The sequence below is a fragment of the Hymenobacter coccineus genome (assembly GCF_001816125.1).
Lineage (GTDB): Bacteria > Bacteroidota > Bacteroidia > Cytophagales > Hymenobacteraceae > Hymenobacter > Hymenobacter coccineus.
Genome location: NZ_MDZA01000308.1, coordinates 14,492 through 38,311, shown reverse-complemented (window position 1 = coordinate 38,311; position 23,820 = coordinate 14,492). Strand labels below are relative to the sequence as shown.

General features: G+C 65.7%; 24 protein-coding genes. 8 read left to right on the top strand and 16 right to left on the bottom strand.

Annotated features, from left to right (window positions below):
* Positions 1 to 91: 91 nt before the first annotated feature.
* Both BEN49_RS15995 and BEN49_RS28150 read right to left on the bottom strand, forming a co-directional pair.
* The gene (locus BEN49_RS15995; RefSeq protein ID WP_158022973.1) at positions 92 to 2,530 is read right to left on the bottom strand and encodes a PKD domain-containing protein; all 2,439 of its coding nucleotides are present in this window, start codon (positions 2,528 to 2,530) and stop codon (positions 92 to 94) included.
* Complete coding sequence (locus BEN49_RS28150) at positions 2,496 to 3,623, bottom strand: S8/S53 family peptidase (protein WP_070745047.1); 1,128 nt, start codon at positions 3,621 to 3,623, stop codon at positions 2,496 to 2,498. Before BEN49_RS28150 ends, BEN49_RS15995 begins: the two co-directional genes overlap by 35 nt.
* A 105-nt stretch (positions 3,624 to 3,728) precedes the next feature.
* On the opposite strand from BEN49_RS28150, the gene BEN49_RS15985 reads away from it, so the two are divergent.
* Positions 3,729 to 4,883: a trans-sulfuration enzyme family protein gene (locus BEN49_RS15985; RefSeq protein ID WP_070745046.1), complete on the top strand. Its 1,155-nt coding sequence runs from the start codon at positions 3,729 to 3,731 to the stop codon at positions 4,881 to 4,883.
* A 169-nt stretch (positions 4,884 to 5,052) separates the two neighbouring features.
* On the opposite strand, the gene BEN49_RS15980 is transcribed toward BEN49_RS15985, so the two are convergent.
* The 5 genes from BEN49_RS15980 to BEN49_RS15960 all read right to left on the bottom strand — a co-directional run bounded on the left by BEN49_RS15980 (position 5,053) and on the right by BEN49_RS15960 (position 9,329).
* Positions 5,053 to 5,940 (bottom strand): SDR family oxidoreductase, encoded by an 888-nt coding sequence (locus BEN49_RS15980; RefSeq protein ID WP_070745044.1) that lies wholly within the window; start codon positions 5,938 to 5,940, stop codon positions 5,053 to 5,055.
* A 66-nt stretch (positions 5,941 to 6,006) separates the two neighbouring features.
* Positions 6,007 to 6,558, bottom strand: coding sequence for a hypothetical protein (locus BEN49_RS15975; RefSeq protein ID WP_070745042.1), 552 nt, complete (start codon positions 6,556 to 6,558; stop codon positions 6,007 to 6,009).
* Positions 6,559 to 6,652: 94 nt separating this feature from the next.
* Entirely contained in the window at positions 6,653 to 7,816 is a 1,164-nt protein-coding gene (locus tag BEN49_RS15970) for a DegT/DnrJ/EryC1/StrS family aminotransferase (protein ID WP_070745040.1), read from the bottom strand.
* A gap of 96 nt (positions 7,817 to 7,912) precedes the next feature.
* The gene (locus BEN49_RS15965; RefSeq protein ID WP_070745038.1) at positions 7,913 to 8,617 is read right to left on the bottom strand and encodes a NeuD/PglB/VioB family sugar acetyltransferase; all 705 of its coding nucleotides are present in this window, start codon (positions 8,615 to 8,617) and stop codon (positions 7,913 to 7,915) included.
* 64 nt (positions 8,618 to 8,681) lie between these two features.
* Positions 8,682 to 9,329 (bottom strand): sugar transferase, encoded by a 648-nt coding sequence (locus BEN49_RS15960; protein WP_070745055.1) that lies wholly within the window; start codon positions 9,327 to 9,329, stop codon positions 8,682 to 8,684.
* A 205-nt stretch (positions 9,330 to 9,534) separates the two neighbouring features.
* On the opposite strand from BEN49_RS15960, the gene ispE reads away from it, so the two are divergent.
* The gene (gene ispE / locus BEN49_RS15955) at positions 9,535 to 10,359 is read left to right on the top strand and encodes a 4-(cytidine 5'-diphospho)-2-C-methyl-D-erythritol kinase (protein WP_070745036.1); all 825 of its coding nucleotides are present in this window, start codon (positions 9,535 to 9,537) and stop codon (positions 10,357 to 10,359) included.
* 157 nt (positions 10,360 to 10,516) lie between these two features.
* Here ispE and BEN49_RS15950 read toward each other — a convergent pair whose 3' ends face one another.
* The 4 genes from BEN49_RS15950 to tgt form a co-directional block, all read right to left on the bottom strand.
* Positions 10,517 to 11,836 carry a DASH family cryptochrome gene (locus tag BEN49_RS15950; RefSeq protein ID WP_070745034.1) on the bottom strand — a complete coding sequence of 440 codons (1,320 nt, stop codon included), beginning with the start codon at positions 11,834 to 11,836 and terminating at the stop codon, positions 10,517 to 10,519.
* A 172-nt stretch (positions 11,837 to 12,008) separates the two neighbouring features.
* Positions 12,009 to 12,944, bottom strand: a complete 936-nt coding sequence (locus BEN49_RS15945; RefSeq protein WP_317040465.1) for a DMT family transporter — start codon at positions 12,942 to 12,944, stop codon at positions 12,009 to 12,011.
* Positions 12,945 to 13,065: 121 nt separating this feature from the next.
* Entirely contained in the window at positions 13,066 to 14,145 is a 1,080-nt protein-coding gene (locus BEN49_RS15940; RefSeq protein ID WP_070745031.1) for an LptF/LptG family permease, read from the bottom strand.
* A 9-nt stretch (positions 14,146 to 14,154) separates the two neighbouring features.
* Positions 14,155 to 15,285, bottom strand: coding sequence for a tRNA guanosine(34) transglycosylase Tgt (gene tgt / locus BEN49_RS15935; RefSeq protein WP_070745029.1), 1,131 nt, complete (start codon positions 15,283 to 15,285; stop codon positions 14,155 to 14,157).
* Between the two features lie 292 nt (positions 15,286 to 15,577).
* On the opposite strand from tgt, the gene BEN49_RS15930 reads away from it, so the two are divergent.
* The 3 genes from BEN49_RS15930 to BEN49_RS15920 all read left to right on the top strand — a co-directional run bounded on the left by BEN49_RS15930 (position 15,578) and on the right by BEN49_RS15920 (position 17,746).
* Positions 15,578 to 16,693 (top strand): glycosyltransferase, encoded by a 1,116-nt coding sequence (locus BEN49_RS15930; RefSeq protein ID WP_239691967.1) that lies wholly within the window; start codon positions 15,578 to 15,580, stop codon positions 16,691 to 16,693.
* Positions 16,684 to 17,310, top strand: coding sequence for an RNA polymerase sigma factor (locus tag BEN49_RS15925; protein WP_070745027.1), 627 nt, complete (start codon positions 16,684 to 16,686; stop codon positions 17,308 to 17,310). Before BEN49_RS15930 ends, BEN49_RS15925 begins: the two co-directional genes overlap by 10 nt.
* A 91-nt stretch (positions 17,311 to 17,401) precedes the next feature.
* Entirely contained in the window at positions 17,402 to 17,746 is a 345-nt protein-coding gene (locus BEN49_RS15920; protein ID WP_070745025.1) for a hypothetical protein, read from the top strand.
* Here BEN49_RS15920 and BEN49_RS15915 read toward each other — a convergent pair.
* Both BEN49_RS15915 and BEN49_RS15910 read right to left on the bottom strand, forming a co-directional pair.
* On the bottom strand, positions 17,743 to 17,976 hold the full coding sequence (locus tag BEN49_RS15915) for a helix-turn-helix domain-containing protein (RefSeq protein WP_070745024.1): 234 nt from the start codon (positions 17,974 to 17,976) through the stop codon (positions 17,743 to 17,745). The genes BEN49_RS15920 and BEN49_RS15915 overlap by 4 nt on opposite strands.
* On the bottom strand, positions 17,976 to 18,815 hold the full coding sequence (locus BEN49_RS15910) for a DUF2975 domain-containing protein (protein ID WP_125916938.1): 840 nt from the start codon (positions 18,813 to 18,815) through the stop codon (positions 17,976 to 17,978). Before BEN49_RS15910 ends, BEN49_RS15915 begins: the two co-directional genes overlap by 1 nt.
* Before the next feature lie 94 nt (positions 18,816 to 18,909).
* On the opposite strand from BEN49_RS15910, the gene rsmG reads away from it, so the two are divergent.
* Positions 18,910 to 19,539 carry a 16S rRNA (guanine(527)-N(7))-methyltransferase RsmG gene (gene rsmG / locus BEN49_RS15905; protein WP_070745020.1) on the top strand — a complete coding sequence of 210 codons (630 nt, stop codon included), beginning with the start codon at positions 18,910 to 18,912 and terminating at the stop codon, positions 19,537 to 19,539.
* A 10-nt stretch (positions 19,540 to 19,549) separates the two neighbouring features.
* Here rsmG and BEN49_RS15900 read toward each other — a convergent pair whose 3' ends face one another.
* A complete protein-coding gene (locus BEN49_RS15900; protein WP_070745018.1) occupies positions 19,550 to 20,536 on the bottom strand; it encodes a YheT family hydrolase in 987 nt (328 codons plus the stop codon).
* Positions 20,537 to 20,763: 227 nt separating this feature from the next.
* Here BEN49_RS15900 and rpsT point away from each other — a divergent pair, with 227 nt between their 5' ends.
* Positions 20,764 to 21,021 carry a 30S ribosomal protein S20 gene (gene rpsT, locus BEN49_RS15895; RefSeq protein WP_070745016.1) on the top strand — a complete coding sequence of 86 codons (258 nt, stop codon included), beginning with the start codon at positions 20,764 to 20,766 and terminating at the stop codon, positions 21,019 to 21,021.
* 429 nt (positions 21,022 to 21,450) lie between these two features.
* On the opposite strand, the gene pyk is transcribed toward rpsT, so the two are convergent.
* Together pyk and BEN49_RS15885 are read right to left on the bottom strand one after the other, a co-directional pair.
* The gene (pyk, locus tag BEN49_RS15890) at positions 21,451 to 22,890 is read right to left on the bottom strand and encodes a pyruvate kinase (protein ID WP_070745014.1); all 1,440 of its coding nucleotides are present in this window, start codon (positions 22,888 to 22,890) and stop codon (positions 21,451 to 21,453) included.
* Between the two features lie 68 nt (positions 22,891 to 22,958).
* Entirely contained in the window at positions 22,959 to 23,390 is a 432-nt protein-coding gene (locus BEN49_RS15885) for an IPExxxVDY family protein (RefSeq protein ID WP_070745051.1), read from the bottom strand.
* 170 nt (positions 23,391 to 23,560) lie between these two features.
* Here BEN49_RS15885 and BEN49_RS15880 point away from each other — a divergent pair, with 170 nt between their 5' ends.
* Positions 23,561 to 23,797, top strand: coding sequence for an acyl carrier protein (locus BEN49_RS15880; RefSeq protein WP_068229068.1), 237 nt, complete (start codon positions 23,561 to 23,563; stop codon positions 23,795 to 23,797).
* The last annotated feature ends 23 nt before the right edge of the window (positions 23,798 to 23,820 follow it).

The window sequence follows — 23,820 nt, the reverse complement described above, 5'->3', positions numbered from 1 at the left end:
AGCGGGCTCGTCGGCCGGGGGCGGCATCGGTGAGCACGACAAAATTCAGTTCCATGGCAATGGCGGTTTTCTTGAGCAGCAAACAGCTGATTTACAGAAGCCAAAGGTGCGGGTTGGGGTAGGCTTGCAGGGCCGGCGAATCGGTCAGGGCCTTCGTGGCGGTGGCCACAGTGTTTTCCACCCGCACGTTGGCCAGGTACAGGTTATTGCCGTACTCGTTGAAGGCCGTGAAGCGGAAGTACACCTGCTGGCCGGCAAAGGCCGTCAGGTCCACGTTTTCGGTGCGCCACTGGGCCGCGGTGCTGGGGAGGAAGGCCGAGGCCTGGACGGCGGTGGTGCCCAGGCCCGTGGCGGCCGACTGCAAGTACACACGGCCCAGGCGGGTGGCCGAGCAGGCCGTGTACACGTCCACGGCCAGCGAGTCGTTGTTGGCCGTGGGGGCCCCAGATACCGCGGCGTAGGCTAGATCGAAGCGCAGGAATGCCTTGGCCTGGCCGCGCAAATCCACGGCGGGGGTGCGCAGGGTGTCGCGCTGCGCCCGCGACGAGTAATTGTAGAACTGAATGGCGGCCACCGTGCCGGTGGTGCCGTCTTTGCGCACCACGCTGCCCACGGGGCCCCAGGTGAGGGCGTTGTCGGGATTGGCCACCGTCCAGGTGGCGGGAATGCCGCTGGCCAGGGGCTCGGCGTAGGGGAGGGCCTGGCCGTTGCCCTGCACGGCCACCGTGGCAGTGGCGGCGGCGCTGTTGCCGTTGCCGTTGCTCACGACCAGCGTGGCGGTGTAGGCCCCGGCGGTGGCGTAGGTCACCACGGGGTTGGCGGCGGTGCTGCTGGTGGGCGTGCCCCCGGGAAAGCTCCAGGCGTAGGTGCCGGGGCAGGGCCCCGACGTGCTGGTGAACGTGACGGCCCCGCCCGCGCACACCGGCGAGGGCTTTAGGGTGAAGCTGGCCACGGGCACGGCGCTCGACACCACCACGGCACCCACGGCCGTGCGGGTGGCGGTGCCGTTGGCGTTGGTAACGGTCAGGGCCACGTCGTAGGTGCCGCCGCGGGCGTAGGTTACCACGGGGTTCTGGGCGGTGCTGGTGGCGGGGGTGCCGCCGGGGAAGCTCCAGCTCCAGGTGGAGGGCCCCAGCAGCGAGGCGTCGGTAAACTGCACGGCGGTGCCCGGGCACACGGGGGCCACGGCGCTGGCCGACGTGTTGAACAAGGCCACCGGGGCGGCGTTGGTGCCGGTCACGGCCACGTCGTCGAAGGCCCGGCCGCCGCGCAGGGTGCTCGTGGCCGCGTCCACCTGCGTGGTGCCGGTGCGCTGGAAGCGGATGCGCACGTCGGCGCCCAAAGTCAGACCGTTGGCGGCGGCAAACTGGGTCAGGTTCACGGCCACCGTCTGGTAGTCGGTGGTGGCGTTGGGGCCCGTGATGCTCGCCAAGCTGTACCAGGTGGTGCCGCCGTCCACGCTCAGGGCCACGCCGTCGGTGTCGCTGCTGCCAGTGAAGGTGGCGGGCATCGCCTGGTCAATTTCGCCCAGAATTTTCTTGTGGCGGAAGGTGAGCAGCGCGCCGCCGGCCGGAGCGCTGGCCAGGTTCAGGCGCAGGTCGGCCTGGGCCACCCGGCCCCCGGTGTAGCTGTTAAAACCGTAGTACGGGAAGAAGGCATCGAGCACCAGGTGGCCGGGGCTGGAGGCGGGCGCGAAGTCTGGACGGATGGCCACCCGGGCCGCGCCGCGGCTCGTGACGCTCCAGTTGGGCCCCAGCGCCGCCCCGTCGAACACGTCCACGAACGGCACCGCGGCCGCCGTCGGCAGCCCGTACACCGCTGCGTAGGCATTGATCAGGCCCACGCCCGTCGCGGCGTCGAAGCCCGGCGTGTTCAGGTCGAGGGCCGTGGCCTTGAGCTGGGCGTTGAGCTGGGCCGGCGTGCTGCCGGGCCGGGCCTGGAGTAGCAGCGCGGCCACGGCCGCCGCGTTGGGCGCCGCCGCCGACGTGCCGGCGAAGATGAACCCATCGGCCGGGTCGGGGAACACCGTGCCCGAAAAGAAGGTGGTGCTCACGTAGTCAATCGACGTGAAATCGGGCTTTTGGCGCGTGGCCGGGGCCCCCAGCGCCGTGCCGTTGGGGGCGAAGAGGATGGTGGGGGTGCCGATGGACGAGAACGACTCGGCCATGAAGCGGTTGAACGACGGGGCCGCGGCCACGGCCATGGCGCTGGCCGCCGCCGCGTGGCCCGTGATGGTGCCGCTGTGCGTCCAGTACTTGGTGGGGGCAAACGAGTCGCCGAACGAGGCGTACTTCACGCGGGCCGGGGTGGCGGTGTTCGCCCGGCGGTTGATGATTAGGTTGTAGGCTGTGTTGGTGCTGGCCGCGCCGTTGGTGAAGCTCAGGATTTCGTAGGGCGCCTGGTTGGCGATGTTGTTGTTGGCCGCCGTGGCCACGGTGTCGCCCTTGATGGGGCCCCGGCGCGGGCGATGACCAAGTAGGCGTCGAGGTCGGTCTTCACGCCCGCGGCGGTGTAGAACGGGTCGCTCCACTGCAAGCTGATGGTGAACTTGCCCGACGCCGGAATCGTGAACGGCTGGCGCGTGTCGGTGGGGCCCCGGTCGAGAGGCCGAAGTCCAGATCCGCGCCCCGCGCCGCGTTGGTGAACGTGGGGGCCACGTACTCCGAAGCCTCATCGGCCTGGTTGCCGGCCGCCGAGTAGTAGGCCGCCCCGCCGGCCACGGCCGTTTCGATGGCCTGGGCCACCACGCCGTCCTGGTACAGAGGCTCGGCAAAGTAGCCAATGTCGTCCACCAGAATCTTGCAGTTACCGCCCGTGGGGCTGGCCAGCCGGGCAATCTGAGCGGCAAAGTCAGCCTCACCGAACTCCACCGAGCTAAAGGCCTTGGCCGCCCCGGGGGCGATGTCGTGGATCAGCTCAATCATGGCGCGGCCCTCGTCGGTGCCGCGCGAGTACTCCTGCAACACCTGCACCGTGGCGGGCAAGTCGCCGGAAGCCATGCCGGCCGCCGCGCCGTTCAGGGCGTTGTACGAGTCGCTCATCACCCCAATGCGTACGCCCGTGCCGTCGTAGCCGCCGGGGCGGGTGCTGCGCACGCGGGCCGCTTCCAGCACGAAGTCGGCTTGGTTCAGGACCTTGCCCGCCCGGCCCACCGGCAGGTAAATGGGCAGCACGCCCAGCAGGCCCTGCGCCGCCAGGGCCTCAATGCCGGCCGCGCCGGGGGCCAGCTGGCTCACCGGCAGGCGCCCTTCAATGAAGTGGAACTTGCTTTGGTCGGACACCACCACGAAGCCGCGGGCCAGCAGCGCCGGGCGCAGCGCGGCCACGTTGCGGGCCGTGATGCGCACCAGCACCGCGTCGTCGGTGGTGGCCACGTGCAACTGCGGAAACGCGGCGGCCAGCCGCCCGGGGGCCCCCTTGCCGGCGGCGCTGCCGCCGGTGCGCCACTGCTGGTACACCTGCTGCAACTCGCCGCCGATGCGCGCGTTGGGGTCGGTGGCCGGGCGGGGCCCCACGGGAGCCCCCACGGCGGCGCGCGGGGCGCGGGCGGGGGCCGGCACCACCTGCGCCAGCAGCGGTGCGGCGGCCAGGCATAAGCCCAACAGCGTAATCTTATAATGCATAAAGGGAGGGGTGAGAATGGGGAAGGAAAGATACGCCGGGGCCCCCAACGGACCAGCGATTCGGCGTTACTTTGGCGCATTCTTTCGCCCGCCCGGGCCCCAGCCATGAATCTGACCAATATCCACCCCAAAGTCACCCCCATCTACCAAACGTCGGTCTTCAAATTCGCCTCCCTGGGCGAGCTCGAAGAATACTACACGGCCCCCGGCCGCGGCGGCCGCTACGGCTACTCGCGCTCCGAGCACCCCAACACCGAGGAGCTGGTGGCCGTCGTGGCCCAGCTCGAGGGCGTAGCCGGTGGGGCCCTGGCCGGCGTGGCTACCGGCGCGGGCCTAAGCGGGCTGCTGGCCGCCGTGCTGGCCACCTGCCAGGCCGGCGACCACGTGCTGTGCCCCGCCGAACTGTACGGTGGCTCGGTGGTGCTGCTCTCCAACGAACTGAGCCGCCTAGGCATCGAAACGACCTACGTGCCCCTGGCCGACCTATACGACCTGGCGCGCCACGCCCGCCCCAACACCAAGCTGGTGCTGGCCGAAACCCTGAGCAACCCGCTGCTGGTGGTGCTCGACGGGCCCCGGCTGGCCGCCGCCTGCCAGGCCCAGGGCGTTTTGCTATTGATTGACAACACGTTCGCTTCGCCCGCCATCAGCCAGCCCTTCAGCTGGGGCGCCGACCTCGTGTGGCACTCGGCCACCAAGTACCTCGGCGGGCACTCCGACGTGACGGCTGGCCTCGTGCTGGCCCGCGACCCGGCCGTGGCCCAGCGCCTGCGCCAAGTGGGCGGCAGCCTCGGCCTCACCCTGGCCCCGCTGGAAAGCTGGCTGACGCTGCGCGGCACCAAAACCCTGCGCCTGCGCATGCGCCAGCACTCCGACAACGGCCTGGCCGTGGCCCAGTTCCTGGCGCAGCAGCCGGCCGTGGGGCAAGTGTTCTACCCCGGCCTGCCCACCGACCCCGGCCACGCCCTGGCGGCGGCCCAACTACGCGGCGGCCAGTTCGGCGGCATGCTTTCGTTCCGAATGGCCGACGACACCGCCGCTGCCGTCGATGCCTTTATCCAGAAGAGCCAGCTGTTTCCGCTGGCCCCGTCGCTGGCCGGCGTCGATTCGTCGTGCTCGTACCCGCTGGCCACCTCGCACCGCCACATCCCCGACGAGCGCCGCCGGGCCCTGGGCATCACCCCGGGCCTGGTGCGCCTCAGTGTGGGCATTGAGGAAGCCAGTGACCTACTCGCCGACCTGGCCCAGGCGCTGGGCTAAGGGCCCCGGCATAACTTTTGAAGCTCTGAAATCATAAAAAAAACGGTGATGCTGAGCGCAGCCGAAGCATCTCTACCGCCCACTACTCAATGAATAGTGAGCGGTAGAGATGCTTCGGCTGCGCTCAGCATCACTGTTCTTTGTTGTTACTTCCTAACAGCCGGAGCCGCTAATAATCAAACGACTTCCGGTGCTTTTGCACGAAATCAGCCCATAGCGTGGGCTGCTGACCGGTGATGGCGGGGAAGTTGTCGAACGTGTCGTCGGCCCCGGGGATGGTGTGGGCGGCGTAGCGCTTGTAGTGGTCGTACACGCAGTCCATGTAGGCCATTTCGGCCCCGGCGGCGCGCATGTTTTCGCGGAAAATCTCGGGGGCCTGGGCCTCGTAGCGGAAGGGCTTGCCCAGCACTTCGGCCATCGTGGCGGCAATTTCGTCGTACGATTTGGCCTCGTAGCCCAGGCGGTAGGTTTGGCCGGCGTGGCGCTCGGGGTGCAGCAAGGCCTGCACTGCCACCTGGGCCACGTCCTCGGCGTCCACCCAGCTCATGCGCGCATCGCCCACGTACTGCTGGATGAGGCCCTGGCGCACCACTTGCGTGCCGCCGTAGCTCAGCAGGTTTTGCATGAAAGTTTCGGGGCGCAAGTGCGTGAAGGAGAAGCCACTCCACTCGATGTAGCGCTCCACGAGCTGGTGCCAGGCCCAGTGGGCCACCGTGGCGTCGTCGCGCCCGCAGGCCCCCAGGTGCACCATGTGCTGCACCCCGGCCTTCTGGGCCTGATCCAGAAATGCCTTGCTCTGGCGCAGCATGTCCACGGTGTAGCCCGTCACCAGTAGGGCCCGGTCGATGCCTTGCAGGGCGGGCCCCAGGGTTTCTTCCTTATCGAAGTCGAGAATAACGGTGCGAATGCCTTGGTCTTGAAATGGTTGGGCTTTAGCGGCCGAGCGCACCGCGGCCACGGGCGTAATGGAATCGTGGGCCAGCAGGCGGCGCAGGGTATCGCCGCCAATCTGGCCGGTGGCGCCGGTGATGAGGACGGTGGGTTTGGAAGCGGACATGAAAAACGCAAACAGTGAAGGGCCACAACCCGTCCCTACGGCCCAATGTTCAGGTCCGGGGCCCTATTATAGCTTGTCCGATACCTGATCGGAAATCTGGCGGGTGGTGCGCAGGGCCTGGAATTCGGCCTGCTGCGAGCGGATGGTCACCTTGTCGTCGAGCACGAAGTTGGCCCGCACCTGGTCGTAGCGGCCGTTGAGGCTGCTGAGCACGGCGGCGGCGTTCGTCCAGTCGGCGGGCTTCCAGCCGCGGCGGTCGGCGCGCACCTGTTCAATGAAGCGGTTGTAGGCGTCGAGCAGGGCGGGGGCCGTCAGGGTGCCCACGGTGGTTTTCTCGCGGAAGAAATCCGACACCTGCGCATCGGTGGCGCGGCCATCGGCGGCTATGGCGGTGCCATTGCCGCTGGGCAGCGCGGTGCCGGCCGGCAGGGTGGTGGTGCGGGTTGTGCGGCGGATGACCTTGCCCGTGGCCGGGTCCAGGTCCTCGGTTACTTCGGTTACCTGCTCGGTGGCGGGCTTGGACGCGGTAGTGGTTTTGGGGGCGGGCTTGGTTTGGGCGCGGGCGGCTACAGGCAGGGCCAGCAGCAGCGCGGCGGCAAAAAGTCGGGAATTATTCATGGATGATAAAAGATTGGCTGGGCCTTTAACGGCAAAGCGGAGTCCGGCGGGGGCCCTGTGGCAATAAAGGGGCCAAGCTGCGCGGAGCAGTCGCCTAGCGCAACGCTTCCGCCAGGGCCCCGGCCACGCGGCGCAGGTCGCTATCCGTGAGGGCGGTGCCGCTGGGCAGGCACAGGCCCCGGGCAAAGAGGTCGGCGCACACCGCACCGCCGTACATCGGCGCGTCGGCGAAGAGCGGCTGCAAGTGCATGGGCTTCCACAGGGGGCGGCTCTCGACGTTGCGGGCTTCGAGGGCCAGGCGCAGGGTTTCGGGGGTGGCGGTGGTGGCCCCGGCGTTGGTCGGGTCGGGTGGGGCCAGCAGCAAGGTGGTGAGCCAGCGGTTGGACAGGGCCCCGGGCGGCTCGGCAGCGGGGGCCACGGCCAGGCCGGGCAGGGCGGCCAGGTGCGCCTGGTACCACCCGAAAATCTCGCGGCGGCGCTTCACCCGGTCGGCCAGCAGCCCCATCTGGCCGCGGCCAATGCCGGCCAGGATGTTGCTCAGCCGGTAGTTGTAGCCCACCTCCGAGTGCTGATAATGGGGGGCCGCGTCTTTGGCCTGGGTGGCCAGGTAGCGGGCGCGCGCGGCCAGGGCCGGGTCCTGGGTTACGAGGGCCCCGCCGCCGCTGGTGGTCAATATCTTATTGCCATTGAAGGAAAACACCCCCACCCGCCCGAAGCTGCCCAGCGGCTGCTGCTGCCAGGTGCTGCCCAGGGCCTCAGCCGCATCTTCCAGAATCGGAATGTCGAACTCCGCGGCCAGGGCCCCAATTGCCGCCAGCTGAGCCGGCATGCCGTAGAGGTGCACCAGCAGCAGGGCCCGGGGCTTGCGGCCGCGCCGCAGCCGGTCCTCGATGGCCTCGCGCAGGCGCACGGGGCAAATGTTCCAGGTATCGGCCTCGCTGTCAACGAACACCGGCGTGGCCCCGCAGTAGCGGATGGCATTGGCCGTGGCCACGAACGTGAACGAGGGGCACAGCACCTCGTCGCCGGGGCCCACGCCCAGCAGCAGCAGGCCCAGGTGCAGGGCGGCGGTGCCCGAGTTCAGGGCCACGCAGTGCGCCACGCCCACCGCCGCGCAAATGTCGGCCTCGAAGCCATCTAAGTTGGGCCCCACAGGCGCTACCCAGTTGTCCTCAATGGCCTTGTTTACATAGTTCAGCTCGTGGCGGCCGAGGTGGGGCGGGGAGAGGAAAATCCGGTCGTGGTCTTGGCTGCGCAATTAGTCAGTTATCAGTTAGCAGTGAACAGTTAGTAGTTATCAGTTAGCAGTGCGCAGTAAGCAAATTGCTGACTGCTTGTTGTTCATTGCTCCCTGTTAACTGCTAACTGTTTTAATTACCCGGGCCGGCACGCCCACGGCCGTGGCGCGGGGCGGCAGGGCGCGCACCACCACGGCCCCGGCGCCCACAGTGGTGTACTCGCCCACGGCCACGCCCTGGATGACGGTGGCCCCCGTGCCAAGGTACACGCCGGGGGCCAGCCGGGCGGCGCCGCCCACGTTGGCGCGCGGCATCAGCGAGCAGAACTCGCCCAGCACGGCGTCGTGGCCCACGGTGCAGCCCAGGTTGAGGAGCACGAAGCGGTCGAGGGCAATGTCGCAGGTCAGAATGCAGCCCTGTTGGATAATGCAGCCCTCACTTAGGCTAATGCGCTGGGCGGGGCCCAGCACCACGCCCGGGTGCACCAGCGGCGGAAATGCCAGCTGCGCCGAAGTGAGGCGGCCCACCACAGCGGCCCGGCCGGCGCTGCTGCCCACGGCCACGGCCACGGCCAGCGGCTCGGCGGTGGCGTTGAGGTCGGCGCTGGTGCCCAGGTAGGGCAGGCCGGCCACGGTGGGCGCGGCGGGGGCCACGTCGTCGTAAAAGCCGCGCACCTCCCAGGCGGGGGCCCCGTCGGGGCCCGGGGGCAGCTGCTGCACCAGGCTCAGCACCTCGCGGCCCAGCCCGCCGGCCCCAAAAATGACGAGTGGCCGGCCGGTGCCGGGCCCGGCGTAATAATCCGAAAAGAACAGCTGAGTCATGCGGCGGGCAGCGCGGGGTGAACGGCAAGTGAACCGCAAAGGTCGGGCCGGGGCCCCACACCGCCTACACTGGGCCCCGAAAAGCCTCGGTGGTGGCCTGGCCCGGGGCCGCCACGCCCGCCCCGCCCAGCACCCGCCCCGCGGTGCGCCACAATATTTTCAGGTCCAGCGCCAGCGAGAGGTGGTCAACGTACCAGGCATCAAACGCAAATTTTTCTTCCCAGGCCAGGGCGTTGCGCCCGTTCACCTGGGCCCAGCCCGTGAGGCCGGGGCGCACCAGGTGCCGCCGCGCCTGCGCTGGCGAGTACAGCGGCAGGTACTGCGGCAGCAGCGGCCGGGGCCCCACCAGGCTCAGGTCGCCGCGCAGAATGTTCCAGAGCTGGGGCAGCTCATCGAGCGAAGTGGCGCGTAGCCAGCGGCCCAGCCGCGGCAGGCGCTGCGCGTCGGGCAGCAGCTGGCCGTGGGCGTCGCGGGCACTGGTCATGGTTTGGAGCTTGTAGAGGGTGAAGAGCCGCCCGCTCTGCCCCGGTCGCGGCTGCCGAAACAGCCAGGGGCCCCGGTTTTGGGCGGCGGCCAGCAGGGCCCCCAGCGCCAGCAGCGGCAGGGCCGGGGGCAGCAGCGCCAGGGCCCCGGCCACGTCGAGCCAGCGCTTGCCGCGGCGCACGTAGAAACTTTGGGCGGGGAATGCTGAATTTTGGGCGGCCGCGGGCATGAACAAAAATAGGCCGCCGGCCCGGGCTGCCGGCTTTTCCGCCGGCTGCCCGGTAACCCCCAGGGCCCCCGGGGCTTTGGTTTGCCACCGCATCGCTGCATCCTTGCACCGATTCAACGATTAGCGGGCAGCCGGCGAAAAAGCCGGCAGCCCGCCCTGCCCACTGGGCCGTTATTTAGTTCTTCAAAAAACCAACCCGCCCGCCTTGCTCACCTTCCCCAACGCCAAGCTCAACCTGGGCCTGTACGTCACGGCCCGCCGGCCCGATGGCTTCCACACCCTCGAAACCGTGTTTGTGCCCCTGCCCTGGACCGATGCGCTGGAATTGCTGCCCGCCGCCCCGGGCCAGCCCACCAGCCTGGGCCTCAGCGGCCGCCCCATTCCCGGGGCCCCCGATACGAACCTGTGCGTGCGGGCCTACGCCCTGCTGCAAGCCGATTTCCCGCAGCTGCCGCCCGCGCAGCTGCACCTGCACAAGGTGGTGCCCATCGGGGCGGGCCTGGGCGGCGGCTCGGCCGATGCGGCCTTTGCCTTGAAGGCGGCCAATGAGCTGTTTGGCTTGCAGTTATCGACAGAAGCATTGGAGAGCTACGCCCGCCGCCTGGGGGCCGATTGCGCCTTTTTCATCCAGAACAAGCCCGTGCTGGCCCGCGAAAAAGGCGACGTGTTCGAGAAAATCAGCCTCGACCTGGCCGGTACTGCCTGCGCCGTGGTGTACCCCGGCCTGCACATCAGCACGGTCGAGGCCTACGCCCGCATCGTGCCGCAGGCGCCCGCCCACCCGCTGCGCGCGGCCCTGGGGGCCCCCATTGAAACCTGGCGCGACACCGTGGCCAACGATTTCGAAACTGCCCTCACGCCCACCTACCCAGTGCTGGCCGCCATCAAGCAGCAGCTCTACGCCGCCGGCGCGGCCTACGCCAGCCTGTCGGGCTCGGGCTCGGCCGTGTACGGCCTGTGGCCCGGCCAATTCGAGGCCCCCGCGCTATCCTGGCCCGCCGAGTACCTGGTGTGGCGCGGCCAGCTTTAGGGCCCCGGGGCGGTGGGCTAGGTTAGTCGATGAGGTGCAGCTGCCTGTACCACCAAGCTGTGCTTGGTCTTGCCCCAGGGCCCCAAGGGCAGCATAGGCGAGGCCAAGCACAGCTTGGCGGTACAAGCTTGGTGGCCGATAGGCAAAAACTACCAGCTTACGGCCCCCAGGTGCGCACGTAGCGGCCCTGCGGGTCGTAGCGCTTGGCTTGCTGGGCCACGTCGAAGGCGGTGTCGCGCACGTCGGTGCCGGTGCCGGCGATGTATTTCCAGTTGCCCCAGTTCGAGGCCGCGTCGTGGTCGATGAGCTGGTGCTCGAAGTAGGCCGCGCCCCAGCGCCAGTCCTGGTGCAGGTCGTGGATGAGGTAGCTGGCCACGTTCTGGCGGCCGCGGTTGCTCATGAAGCCGGTGGCGTTCAGCTCGCGCATGTTGGCGTCCACAAAGGCATTGCCGGTGCGGCCGGCGGCCCAGCCTTCAAACACGGATTTATCGGGCTGAGTGGGTTTGGGCACCTGACCGCGCAGGCCGCGCCAGCGGAAGAAATCCGGCCCGGCCTTCTGGGCCAGCAGGCGGAAGTAGTCGCGCCACAGCAGTTCCAGCCGCAGCTGCAGGGCCCCTTTGCTGCGCGCGCCGTGGGTGGCATCGTACCCATCAATGGCCGCCCAAATCTGGCGGGCCGAGAGGCTGCCATTGGCCAGCCAGGCCGAAAGCTTGGTGCTGAAGGCCTCGCCCAGCAGCTGGTTGCGGGTATCGTCGTAACGGCCAATGAGGTGGCGCGCTACGGCGTAGTCGTGCAGGCGGGCCAGGCCGGCGGTTTCGCCCCCGCCCAGCGTGGGCAGGGCCGAACGTCGGTCGGGCAAAGTGCGAACCGGGGCCGGCTGCCCTAGCCCGGCCGCCATCACCTCGGCACTGGGCAGGGGCGCGGGCGCGAAGCCGGCCGGCAGCGGCGGCAGCCGGCGCGGGGCGGGCAGCGGCGGCCGCACCGTCATCTTCGAGAACACATCGAACCGAAACTTGCTGAAGGAAAAGGGCAGGTTGCGCAGGGGAATGGGCAGGTCGGCGGGGTGCAGCAGCGTCAGGGTTTCGAAGCGGCGCAGCGGAATTTGGGGCCCCAGCGCGGCGGTGAGGGCGTCTTCTGCCTCCTCTTCCTCGGTGGTGTGCTCGGTGCTGGCGTGCACGGCCTGCGCGCCTAGCTGCCGGGCCAGGGCGGGCAGTACGTCCTCGGGGCGGCCCACGGCGAAGTGAATGCCGGAGCCCAGCGCGGCGTAGCGCCGCTGCAAGTCGGCCAGGGTTTCGAGCAGGAAAGCCAGGCGGTGCGGGCCGGTGCGCGGCCGGCCCAGGTAGACATCGGGCCCCAGGGCCACGGGGTCGAAGCAATACACCGGCAGTAGGGCCCCGGCGCCGGGCGGCAGGGCGGCCAGGGCTTCGTTGTCGTGCAGGCGCAGGTCGTTGCGCAGCCAGTAAATAATGGTGGTCATGGGGAGGCAAGCAGCGGGTTGGGCTTCCCTAACAGCGCAACCCCGCAAACTTCCCCAGGGCCCCCGGCGTGTAGCGTGGACTTTGTAGTCCGCGGCTCTAAACGGTCGCCGAACGGCAATCGGCAGGACGAAGCGAAAGCCGCGGACTACAAAGTCCGCGCTACAAACCGTGCTACACCACCGCCTCCAAGGCCCCGGCGCGGCGGGCCCGGCGGCGGTTCCACTGCTCGATTACTGGGTGGATGAGCACGCTGATTAGGATGATGATGGTGCCCAGGTAGAAGCCGCCCGACATGCGCTCCTGCCCGAAGCCCGGCACCCGCAGCCAGTACAGCAGCTGGGCCAGCAAAATGCCGTACACCGGCTCCAGGTTGATGGTGAGGTTGACGACGAAGGCCGACAGGCGCTTCATCAATTCCACCGACGACGAGAAGGCGTACACCGTGCACACGCCCGCCAGCAGGGCCATCCACAGCCAGCCGTAGCCGTGCAACGCCAGCTGCACCCCCGCGCCCTGGGTGAAGTAGCGCCCGTAAAACGGCAGGAAAAGGGCGATGCTCAAGCAGGCCCCCGCCATCTCGTAAAAGGTGAGCCGCACTGGCGCGTGGCGCTTCACCAGCTGCGAGTTCAGCACGCTGAACAGGGCCGATAGCCCCGCCGAGCCCACCGCCACCAGCAGGCCCGTGAGCTGGCTCAGCTCGGCCTGCGAAATCAAATACAGGCCCAGCATGGCCCCCAGGCCCAGGGCCACCTCGTAGGCCCGCACCCGCCGCCACAGCAGCAGCGGCTCCAGCAGCGAGGTCCACAGGGCCAGGGTGGCCAGGCCTGCCAGGCACACGCTCACCGACGAGAGGCGCGCGGCCAGGAAAAATGTAATCCAGTGGGCGGCCACCAGCGTGCCCACGCCCAGCAGCTTCAGGGCCTCGCGCCACGGCAGGCGCCAGCCCAGGCCCCGTGCCGCCAGCAGCAGCCCCAGCCCGCTAGAGGCCAGCAGCGTGCGCCAAAATACCAGCTCCACGGCCGGCGTGGGGGCCAGCAGCTTGCCCAAAATGGCCGTGAAGCCCCAAAGCAGCACAATGAAATGAAGGCGGAGGTAGTCTTTCAGCAAAATTAAAAGATATGAGAAATATGAAAATGTGAGAAATGTGAAAATTCGAGGGTGCGTGGCAAGGTGCGGTAGTAGCACCCATTTTTACATCTTCACATTTCCGTATTTCTCACATTTGATTTTATTTCGGTACGAAGCGGTACAGGGCCAGGCCGATGACCAGGAAAATGCCGTTGGGCACCCAGGCGGCCAGCAGCGGGGCGAGGGTGCCCACCTGGGCCAGGTTGCGGCTCAGCATCACGAAAATGATGAACACAAAGGCCAGCACGAAGCCCAGCGCAATTTGCCCGCCCACCCCGGCCCGCGACTTCCGGGCGCTGAGCGACACGCCGATGAGGGTGAGGATGAGCGTGGCGAAGGGGTACGAGTAGCGCTCGTACTTGGCGCTCATGTAGGTGGCCGTGTCGTCGGCCCCGCGGTCCACCATTTCCTGGATGAAGGCGTTGAGCTGCGGCAGGGTCAGGGTTTCTTCCTCGCGGTAGTGGCTGGCGAAGTCCTTGGGCGTGAGGCGCAACGTGGTGTCGCGGGCGGGCACCGTCAGCAGCGTCTCGTCCTGGGGCCCCCGGAAGGTGCGGATGAGCTGCGGCGAGAGGTGCCAAACTTGCTTCGTCGAGTCCCAGCTGATGGCGTCGGACGTCAGGCGCCGGTGCAGAATGGTGCTGTCAATCGTCTCCAAGGCAAAGCGGTAGCCCACGTTGCGCTGGTTGTCGTAGCTCTGCATGTACACGTAGCTACGGGGCCCGATGCGGATGTGCACGTCGTGCCCCTTGAAGGTGTAGGGCAGCTTCACGTAGGCCCGCTCGAAGCGCACGCGCTCCTTGTTGGCCAGCGGCAGCACCCAGCCCGTGAGTGCAAAAATGAACAACCCCACCAGCGCCGCCGCCCCCAAATACGGCGCCAGCAACCGCTTGAAGCTCACGCCGCTGGCCATGATGGCCACAATCTCGGTGCGCGTGGCCAACTGGGCCGTTACGAACACCACAGCGATGAAAATGGTGATCGGGGCCAGCAGGTTCGAGAAGTACGGAAACAGAAACACGTAGTACTCGAACACGATCTGCTTCATCGTCAGCTTGTGCTGAATGAAGTCGTCGTTCTTCTCGGTGAAGTCAATCACGCAAATCACCGATACGATGATGAGCACCGTGAAGACGAACGCCGTGAGGAATTTCTTGATAATGTATTTATCGAGGATGTTCATGTGGGCCGCTTACAAACGGGTCATTACTTGCTGCACCATCCGGTCTTTCCAGGGCCCAAACGTGCCGGCCTGGATTTGCGTGCGGGCTTCGCGCACCAGCCACAAATAGAAGGCCAGGTTGTGGGCCGAGGCAATTTGGGGCCCCAGCAGCTCCTTGCACTGGAAGAGGTGCCGCAAATAAGCGCGCGAGTAGAACGTGCTGGCCACGCCCGGCAGGCTGGGGTCGATGGGCGTAAAGTCCGTCGCCCACTTCTTGTTGGTGATGTTGACGATGCCCTGGGTGGTGAAGAGCATGCCGTTGCGGGCGTTGCGGGTCGGCATCACGCAGTCGAACATGTCCACGCCCAAGGCAATGTTTTCCAAGATGTTGGCCGGCGTGCCCACGCCCATCAGGTAGCGCGGCCGGTCGGCGGGTAGGATGTCGCAGACCAGTTCCGTCATCTCGTACATCATCTCGGCGGGCTCGCCCACGCTCAGGCCCCCAATGGCGTTGCCGGCCCGCCCCTGGGCCGCCACAAACTCGGCCGACTGCACCCGCAGGTCCTTAAAGGTGCTGCCCTGCACGATGGGGAACAGGTTCTGCTCGAAGCCGTACAGGCCCTCCGTGGCGTCGAAGCGCTGGATGCAGCGTTGCAGCCAGCGGTGCGTCATATCCAGCGAGCGGCGGGCGTAGTCGTAGTCGCAGGGCCAGGGCGTGCACTCGTCGAAGGCCATGATGATGTCGGCCCCAATCACGCGCTGGATGTCCATCACGCCCTCCGGCGTGAACAAGTGCTTCGAGCCATCGACGTGCGAGCGAAACGTCACGCCGTCTTCCTTGATCTTGCGGGTGTTGCTGAGCGAAAATACCTGGTAGCCCCCCGAGTCCGTCAGAATCGGCCCGTCCCAGCCGTTGAACCGGTGCAGGCCCCCGGCGGCTTGCAGCACTTCCAGGCCCGGGCGCAGGTACAGGTGGTAGGTGTTGCCGAGGATGATCTGGGCCTGCACGTCGGTGCGCAGCACCTGCTGGCTCACCGCTTTCACGGTGCCGGCCGTGCCCACGGGCATAAAAATAGGCGTTTCGATGGCCCCGTGGGCCGTGTGCAGCAGGCCGGCGCGGGCCTTAGTGGCGGGGTCGCGGGCGATAAGGTCAAAGGTCATTCTTCGGGTTTTGCGAAGTGGGGAGCGGGAAGCGAGATGGGCCGGGCTGCCGGCTTTTCGCCGGCTGCCCGGTAATCGCGGCGCCGGTTGGGAAGCCCCAGGGCCCCGTTCAGCTAGCCAACGATTACCGGGCAGCCGGCGAAAAGCCGGCAGCCCGGTTTCGTGTCCGCGTGCCACTCCCCGCTTCCGCAAAGGTAACCCTGCCGGCCCGGGGCCCCTACCTTTGCCCGCTCATCCGCGTTGCCTGCCGTTGCCTCCGTATTTACCAAAGTCCCCCGTTTTCTGGTTGCTGGTGGCCTGTGTGCTGGCGCAGTTCTACTACTGGTTCTACTACTTCGGGCCCTTTGCCCGCCGCCCCGCCGAGGCCCCGGCCGACGCCCCGGGGCCCCACGCCGCCGACGACGAGCCGGTTTCCATCGTCGTCTGCGCCCGCAACGAGCTGGAAAACCTGCGCCGCCTGCTGCCCCTTTTGCTGAAGCAGGACTACCCGGCGGGCTTCGAGGTGGTGCTCATCGACGACCGCAGCTCCGACGAAACCCAGGACTACGCCCAGCAGCTGGGCCAGTACTACGCCGGCCGCTTCCGCCTCGTCACCATCAAAAGCACCCCCGACGGCTTCGCGCCCAAAAAGTACGCCCTCACCCTGGGCATCAAGGCCGCCACCCATGCCCGCCTGCTCTTCACCGACGCCGACTGCATTCCGGCCACCAACCAGTGGCTGCGCCTGATGCAGCGCGGCTTCGGGGGCCCCGGGGCCCCGGCTGGCCTCGTGCTGGGCTTCTCGGGCTACGCCGAGGGCCCCGGGCTGCTCAACCGCCTCATCCGCTACGAAACGCTGCTCACCGCCGCCCAGTACCTCAGCTTTGCCTGGCGCGGGCGGCCCTACATGGGCGTGGGCCGCAACCTGGGCTACACCTGGGCCACCTTCGCAGCCGCCAAGGGCTTCGCCAGCCACATCCGCCGCCTCAGCGGCGACGACGACCTGCTGGTGCAAGACGCGGTGGCCCAGGGCGTGCGCGCCGCCGTGGTGGCCGATGCCCCCGCCCATACCCTCAGCGCGCCGGCCGCCACCTGGGGGGCCTGGTGGACGCAGAAGCGCCGCCACCTCTCGGCCGGCAGCCGCTACCGCCCGGCCGACCGCGCCCGCATCGGCACTTTCGTAGTGGCCAATTTACTGCCCTACATCCTCACCGCCGGGCTAGTTTTTTCGCCTGAACATTGGGTACCTTTGGCGGTTATCTGGACCCTGCGAACTTTTGCGCTGGCCTACGTGTATGGCGTCCTTGGCCGGCGATTGGAACAGAAATTGCCGACCGCGTGGCTGCCGCTGCTCGACGGCCTTTACTTCATCCAATACGTCACCATCAGCCTTTCTCTGCTATTCAAGCGTTCCCTTCGATGGAAGTAACTAATAATCAAGATATTCAAAAGCAATTTTCTGCTAAAGCCAAGCACGACTTCAAGCTAATCCGCGCCGCCGTGGACCACGGCGACGAGAAGGCCTACGCCGAGCTGATGCAGATTTACAAGAAGCCCGTGTACCACGTGGTGCTGAAAATGGTGCGCAACCAGGACGACGCCGAGGACCTCACCATCGAGGCCTTCGCAAAAGCCTTCAAAAACCTGCACAAGTTCAACCCCGAGTACGCCTTCAGTACCTGGCTGTTCCGCATCGCCACCAACAATTGCATCGATTTTATCCGCAAGAATAAAATCAAAACGATGTCGATTGACTCGGCCATCAAAGTGGACAACGGCGACGAAATCACCATCGATTTCCGCGACACCGACCTGAACCCGGCCGAGCACGCCGTGCGCAACCAGAAAATCGAAATCATGCGCCACGTCGTGTCGCGCCTCCCCGATAAATACCAGCGCCTCGTGAGCCTGCGCTACTTCGACGAGCTGAGCTACGAGGAAATTGCCACCGAGCTAAAAGCCCCCCTTGGCACCGTGAAAGCCCAGCTACACCGCGCCCGCGAGCTGCTCTACGACATGATGAAGCACACCAAGCAAATCATCTAGCCACAAAAAAAGCCCCGTCAGTCGGGGCTTTTTTTATGGCCGCTGGGGCCCCAAACTTATATTGGGGGCCCTGAATTCCTTTGAACGCGCGATGCCCTACTTCTTCCTGCTGCCCGCTTTTGTGGCGGGTCTGCTGCTGTTGCTGGCCGCCGGGGTGCTGCTGCGCTTCACCCGGGGTAGGGCCGCCGCACCGTATGTTTTCGGGGCGGCGGCGGGCGCTGCCCTGGGCTTTGCCGTGGCCAATGCACTACTGCTGCCGTTGCTGCGCGGCGTGAGCCTCCTTCCGGCCGGCCAAAATGCCCAAACGTTCAAGGCGTTGCTGCTGGCCGTGGTGGTGTTCGTCGGTCCCTTCGTTGCATCTGCACTGGGCACTGTGGTGGGCGCAGCAGCCGGGCTGGTCGCTGCCTGGCGCATTGCCCGGCGCCCGGGGCCCTAATCGGCCCCCGGGCGCAGGTCGGCCGGGTCGGGGCCGTGCGCCAGCAAGTCGCCCGGCTGGCAGTCCAGGGCCTGGCAAATGGCCGCCAGCGTGCTGAAGCGCACCGCTTTGGCCTTGCCGCTTTTCAGGATGGACAGGTTGGCCAGGGTGATGCCCACGGCCTCGGCCAGGGCGCTGAGCGTCATTTTGCGCCGGGCCAGCATCACGTTGAGGTTCACGATGATCGGCATCAGATAACGAGTTCCACTTCCTGGCTCAGCTCCACGCCGCGCCGGTACACAATGGCAATAACGGCCAGCATAACGCCCAATAGGGGGTTGGGTATGCTGTCGTCGGTGTTCAGGCGCACGTAATGATTAAGGGTATCGGCTACGCCGGGGGCATGGAACGCGGGCACCAGCGCCCGCAGCGCCAAGTAAGCCAGATGTTGCGCCTGGCTTAGCAATAGTACTAACAGAACCAACCGCACCAGCCGCTGCGCATTGGCGCGGGTAAAAGGCGTTTCCGGGGTCACATCGCGCAGCAGGCCCCACAGCAACCAGCTACCAACGCTGATAAGAATAACCCAGGACAGCGAAAGGTAGCTGTCGGCGGCCCCTAGATACAATAGGGCCACTCTTTTCCAGGCGTTGGGCTCACGGTAGCGAAGCAAAGGAGTATTTGGATCCGCGGCTAACTCGAAGCTCTCCGCGCTAGCCCTCAGCCCCGGCAGGGGCCCCCGTTCGGGCCGGTGGGGGCGGCCAGCAAATCCATCCTCAAAGCCAGCGTTCATGTCGTGGGCGGCTGAAAATAAGTTGGGCGTGGTAGTGTAAAGCACCAATCGCACTTCGGGACTTCCCGTGGCTGAATCATATGTCTTACCGATCAGGCCACACAAAGACCCAAAAGCGGCGAATAAAAATATTCCTGTGAGCACTCGGCTGAGAATGAAAAAGCTCTTTAAACTCCCCAGGGATTTTAACATTGTTGCCATCAGAAAAAGGGTTAATTGCCACCAGCAAAGGAACACATTTTTATTGAATATCAATAAAAATGTGTTGATATTCAATAAATAAATATCGTAAAGCAATTAATTATAAAATCGTAGAGCTGTCGAGCGGCCGCGCCAAGCGCAAGCCCACCGCTGGGGCCCCAAAGCCGCCGAATCGTGCAACTTTGTGCCCATGAACCTTCTCCAGCAGCACTTCCCCGCCTTCACGCCCGCGCAGCTCAAGCTTTTCAAGCAGTTCGAAACCGAGTTTCGCCTTCTCAACGAGCAGGTGAACCTGGTGTCGCGCGCCGATATGGACAACTTCGCGGAGCGGCACGTTTTGCACTCGCTGGGCATCGCCAAGGTGGTGCAGTTCCCGAAGGGCAGCGCCGTGCTCGACGTGGGCACCGGCGGGGGCTTGCCCGGCCTGCCGCTGGCCATTGCCTTCCCGGAGGTGCATTTCCACTTGGTGGATAGCATCGGGAAGAAGATTCGGGCGGTGCAGTTTCTGGCCGGGGCCCTGGGGCTCGACAACGTGACGGCCGAGCAAACCCGCGCCGAGCAGCTGCGCCCCAAGTACGATTTTGTGGTGAGCCGCGCCGTGGCCCGGCTGGCCACCTTCCACCCGTGGGTGGCCCACCTGTTCAAGCCCAAAGGCCTGCGCGAGAGCGGGATGTACTTGCTAAAAGGCGGCGACCTGACCGAGGAAATTGCCGAATCGGGCTTGGTGGCCACCGTTACTGACTTGGCGCAGTTTTTCCCCGAGGAATTCTATGAAACCAAGAAAGTCGTGTTCGTGCCCGCCAACTCGCGGGTGCGCTAGCCGCGGATAATCAGGCCGGCAGGGGCCCCAGCAGGAATTCCACCGCCCGCCGCTCCGAATAGTACGCGCCGTCCGGGGCCCCCTCGCCGAAGCCCACGTGCCCGCCCGCGGCCGGCGTTTCGAGGTACACAAAGGCGGAGGCCGCTGCCACGGCGCGCGGGAAGCACGAAGGCGGCAAAAACGGGTCGTTCTGCGCGTTCACCACCAGCGTGGGTACTTGGATGTCGGCCAGGTATTGCCCCGAGCTGGCGTAGGCGTAGTAGGCATCGGCCGAGGCGAAGCCGTGCATGGGGGCCGTGTAGCGCTCGTCGAACTGCGGGAAATTGCGCAGCTCGTCGAGCCCGGTCAGGTCCACCTCAGCGGGCAGCAGCGCGGCTTTTTCGCGGATTTTCTGGCGCAGCGTCTTGAGGAAGCGCCGCATGTACACCGTGTTTTGGGGCCGGGCAATGTGCATTGAGCTGGCCCGCAAATCGGTGGGCACCGAAAACACGGCGGCGCGCTGCACCTCCACGGGCACCCGGCCCGGGGCCTCGCCCAGGTACTTGAGCGTGACGTTGCCGCCGGCCGAAAAGCCCGTTAGGTACGCCCGCTGGTAGCGGCCAGTGGCCAGGGCGTGGCGCAGCACCAGGTCCAGGTCCGCCGTGTCGCCGAGGTGGTAGGAGCGGAGCAGGCGGTTCATTTCGCCGCCGCAGCTGCGGTAGTTCCAGGCCAGCGCGTCGAGGCCGGCGCGGTTGAGGGCCCGCACCATGCCGCGCACGTAGGCCCGGCCGCTGCTGCCCTCCAGGCCGTGCGACACCACCGCGAGGCCGCTAGCGGGGGGGCCAGCAGTGGCGTAGCTCCAGTCCAGGTCGAGGAAGTCGCCGTCGGCCAGCTCCAGCCGCTCGCGCTCGTAGGCCACGTCGGGCACCGAGCGCCACAGGCTGGGCACAATGGTCTGCACGTGGCCGTTGAACAGGTAGCGGGGCGGCTGGTAGGCCGAATGCGAAACGAGGGGCATGGAAGCGAGGGGGCAAGTAGGGGCCCGGGCGCAAGCGGGCGTAGCTTTACCAAAGGTGGGAAGCAATTGGCGGGCCGGCTGCTTTTCACTAGACGTCCATCCGCAGTTGGGGCCTGAGAAATTTCTTAGAGGCGAGGGTTGCTGGTTCGGAAAAATCCCGTACCTTTGCTCTCCCAAACGCAAAAATCCTCGGCTCAACAGCCGATTATTATAGTTTTCTTCTTGTCATGGCAAACCACAAGTCGGCTCTCAAGCGCATCCGCAGCAACGAAGCCAAGCGCGTACTGAACCGCTATCAGCACAAATCGACCCGTACGGCCATCAAAAAGCTGCGCGCCACCACCGACAAAACGGCCGCTCAGGACTTGTTGAAGAAGGTGTCGTCGATGCTGGACCGCTTGGCTAAGAAGAGCATCATCCACAAAAACAAAGCTGCTAATAACAAGAGCAAGCTCACGAAGTTCGTTAATGCGCTTGGCGCGTAACGAATAGGAGGGCCGAACTGCGCCGCCCCAAGGTTCGGTCCTCCGCTCTATACCAAGAGGCCCCGTTTCCAACTGGAAACGGGGCCTCTTGTGCGTCTATCCCATTAGGGGTGCAATATGCCACATCAAGCGAATGCTCAACGGGTATTCTATCAGCCATTATCATGCTGACGAAGGAAGCATCTTATAAGGCTAGAATAGGTCGCTGACTAGTGATAAGATGCTTCCTTCGTCAGATGATAGTTCCGTCGTGCTCGCTTCCATTCCGCTTGTGCAATGACGCGAACTGCATTCGCGCCGTAACACATGTACCGGAAAGCCAATAAAACCAGCGATAGGGCCCCCAACAAAAACGCCCCGGCTGCGCGTTGGCAACCGGAGCGTTCTGGGGGCAACAGCGGACCGCGGGTGGCCCCTGAAGCAGTTGGCTTAGGCCACGGTAACTTTTACCATGTTGGCCTTGCCTTTCTCCTGCATCGGCATCGAGCCGGTGGTGATGAACACGTCGCCGGTGGCGAGGTGGCCGGTGGTGGTGAGCACCGAGCGGATGTCAGCTACGGTGCTGTCCGTGCTGATGTAGCGGTCGTAATAGAAGCCGCGCACGCCCCAAACGAGGCTCAGGGCCGTGAGCAGCGAGCGGTTGCCGGTGAAGATGAAGATGCTGGCCTTGGGGCGGTACTTGGCAATCTGGAAGGCCGTGTAGCCGTTGTTAGTGAGGCCAGTGATGGCCTTAGCGTCTGTGTTTTTGGCTAGGTGGCAAGCCGCCGACAAGATGCTGTTGGCGATGAACGACGTGCTGGCCGGCTCGATGGTGTGCCAGCGGTAGAACAGGCGCGGGCTCTGGGTTTCCACGCTCATGATGGTGCCCACCATCGAGCGGATAACCTCGGCGGGGTAGGCCCCCACGGCGGTTTCGGCCGAGAGCATCACGGCGTCGGCCCCGTCGAGCACGGCGTTGGCCACGTCGCTGGTTTCGGCGCGGGTGGGGCGGGGGGCCGTGATCATCGACTCCATCATCTGGGTGGCCACGATGACGGGCTTGCCGGCCGCGTTGCACTTGGCGATGATCATCTTCTGGGCCATCGGTACCTCCTCCATCTTCACCTCCACGCCGAGGTCGCCGCGGGCCACCATTACAGCATCGGTGATGGCGATGATTTCGTCGAGGTTCTCCAGGCCCTCGGGCGTCTCAATTTTGGCCACCACGCGGGTGTCCTTGCCCGCTTCGGCAATCAGCTGCTTGATGAAGCGAATGTCCTCGGCGCGGCGCGCAAAGCTCAGCGCAATCCAGTCCACATCGTTGGCCAGGCCAAACTTGAGGTCCTCGATGTCCTTCTCCGTCATGCTCGGGGCCGACACCTTCGAGTCGGGCAGGTTGATGCCCTTGCGGGGCTTCACCAGGCCGCCGTAAATCACCTCCACGTCCACTTCCGACTCGCGGTCGGTGGCCAGCACCTTCAGCTCAATCTTGCCATCGTCGATGAGAATGGCGTCGCCGGGCTTCACGTCGCGGGCCAGGCCCAGGTAAATCGTGCTCAGGCGGGTAGCCGTGCTAACCTCCTTTTCGCCGCACACGAGCTTGATTTTATCGCCGCGCGTGATTTCCACACCGCCGCCTTCCACGTCGCCCAGGCGAATCTTGGGGCCCTGCAAATCCTGGAGCAGGCCCACGTTGGTGCGCAGGTCCTTGTTGAGGCGGCGTACTAGGTTAATGACCTCCAGGTGCTCCTCGTGCTTGCCGTGCGAGAAGTTGAGCCGGAACACGTCCACGCCCTCGCGGATGAGGGTGCCGAGGCGCTCGTAGGTGTTGGACGCGGGGCCCACGGTGGCCACGATTTTGGTTTTATTAAAGCTGGGGCGGTTTTCCATTGAAGGGGAGAAGGGTTCGGGCTGCAAGTTTAAGGAAAAGGAACCGGCCGGTGCCGGTTACCGGGGCCCTACAAAATCAAGTTTTCTTTGTACTTAAGCGTATTGGGGTCGAACTGGGTAGCGTACTGCACCGCAGCCAAGGCGGTGAGGCGGGCCACCAGGGCCGCGCCGGCCAGCTCCTCGCTGCCGTTCGTTATGGCCAGCAAATAATCGTACTCCTTCACGTCGGGGGCCAGGAAGGGCTTCGGAAAAGCCGAAGGTACCAGGGCCCGGTTGCGGAACAAGCGCAGCGTAAGCACCTCCGTGGCGTACAAGTAGTGGCTGAACACAAGATGCTCGCGCCCGGGCAGCGGCAGCAGCAGGTCGGGTTGCCGGCGCAAGCGCAGGCGCAGGGCCTGGTTGAGGGCCCAGGCCAGCGAGTAGTCGCGGGCGCTGGACACGAGCCCGAACAGGTCGAAATCGCAGGCCAGCTCCACGTCCAGGGTAAAAGTCTTCGTCACGGCAGCGGGCGGCCGCCGCACTGGGCAGCCGGGGCAAAGCTACGGGCGTTTGGGGCCCCAAACACGGGCCCCGGCCACAATCTTACACCCCAGTTTTGGGCCCCAATACCGGGCTTGGTTAGAAAATCTCTCGTTACTTTGCGCCGTAATCCTTTTTAAACCCCACGGAAATGTCTGAAATCGCAGAAAAAGTAAAAGCCATCATTATTGATAAACTGGGCGTGGAAGCCTCGGAAGTGACCCCGGAAGCCAGCTTCACCAACGACCTGGGCGCCGATTCGCTCGACACCGTGGAGCTGATTATGGAATTCGAAAAGGAGTTCAACGTGAGCATCCCCGACGACCAGGCCGAGAACATTCAGACCGTGGGCCAGGCTGTTAGCTACCTCGAAGAGCACGCCAAGTAGTCTCTACGCCTTATAGTTGCCAT

Coding starts and splice junctions, on each gene's coding strand:
- rsmG (WP_070745020.1), top strand. CDS start 18,910: ATGAACCTTCTCCAGCAGCACTTCCCCGCCTTCACGCCCGCGCAGCTC.
- BEN49_RS15880 (WP_068229068.1), top strand. CDS start 23,561: ATGTCTGAAATCGCAGAAAAAGTAAAAGCCATCATTATTGATAAACTG.
- BEN49_RS15960 (WP_070745055.1), bottom strand. CDS start 9,329: ATGCCCGCGGCCGCCCAAAATTCAGCATTCCCCGCCCAAAGTTTCTAC.
- BEN49_RS15980 (WP_070745044.1), bottom strand. CDS start 5,940: ATGTCCGCTTCCAAACCCACCGTCCTCATCACCGGCGCCACCGGCCAG.
- BEN49_RS15975 (WP_070745042.1), bottom strand. CDS start 6,558: ATGAATAATTCCCGACTTTTTGCCGCCGCGCTGCTGCTGGCCCTGCCT.
- rpsT (WP_070745016.1), top strand. CDS start 20,764: ATGGCAAACCACAAGTCGGCTCTCAAGCGCATCCGCAGCAACGAAGCC.
- pyk (WP_070745014.1), bottom strand. CDS start 22,890: ATGGAAAACCGCCCCAGCTTTAATAAAACCAAAATCGTGGCCACCGTG.
- tgt (WP_070745029.1), bottom strand. CDS start 15,285: ATGACCTTTGACCTTATCGCCCGCGACCCCGCCACTAAGGCCCGCGCC.
- BEN49_RS15925 (WP_070745027.1), top strand. CDS start 16,684: ATGGAAGTAACTAATAATCAAGATATTCAAAAGCAATTTTCTGCTAAA.
- BEN49_RS15985 (WP_070745046.1), top strand. CDS start 3,729: ATGAATCTGACCAATATCCACCCCAAAGTCACCCCCATCTACCAAACG.
- BEN49_RS15940 (WP_070745031.1), bottom strand. CDS start 14,145: ATGAACATCCTCGATAAATACATTATCAAGAAATTCCTCACGGCGTTC.
- BEN49_RS15900 (WP_070745018.1), bottom strand. CDS start 20,536: ATGCCCCTCGTTTCGCATTCGGCCTACCAGCCGCCCCGCTACCTGTTC.
- BEN49_RS15950 (WP_070745034.1), bottom strand. CDS start 11,836: ATGACCACCATTATTTACTGGCTGCGCAACGACCTGCGCCTGCACGAC.
- BEN49_RS15920 (WP_070745025.1), top strand. CDS start 17,402: ATGCCCTACTTCTTCCTGCTGCCCGCTTTTGTGGCGGGTCTGCTGCTG.
- BEN49_RS15915 (WP_070745024.1), bottom strand. CDS start 17,976: ATGCCGATCATCGTGAACCTCAACGTGATGCTGGCCCGGCGCAAAATG.
- BEN49_RS28150 (WP_070745047.1), bottom strand. CDS start 3,623: ATGCATTATAAGATTACGCTGTTGGGCTTATGCCTGGCCGCCGCACCG.
- BEN49_RS15965 (WP_070745038.1), bottom strand. CDS start 8,617: ATGACTCAGCTGTTCTTTTCGGATTATTACGCCGGGCCCGGCACCGGC.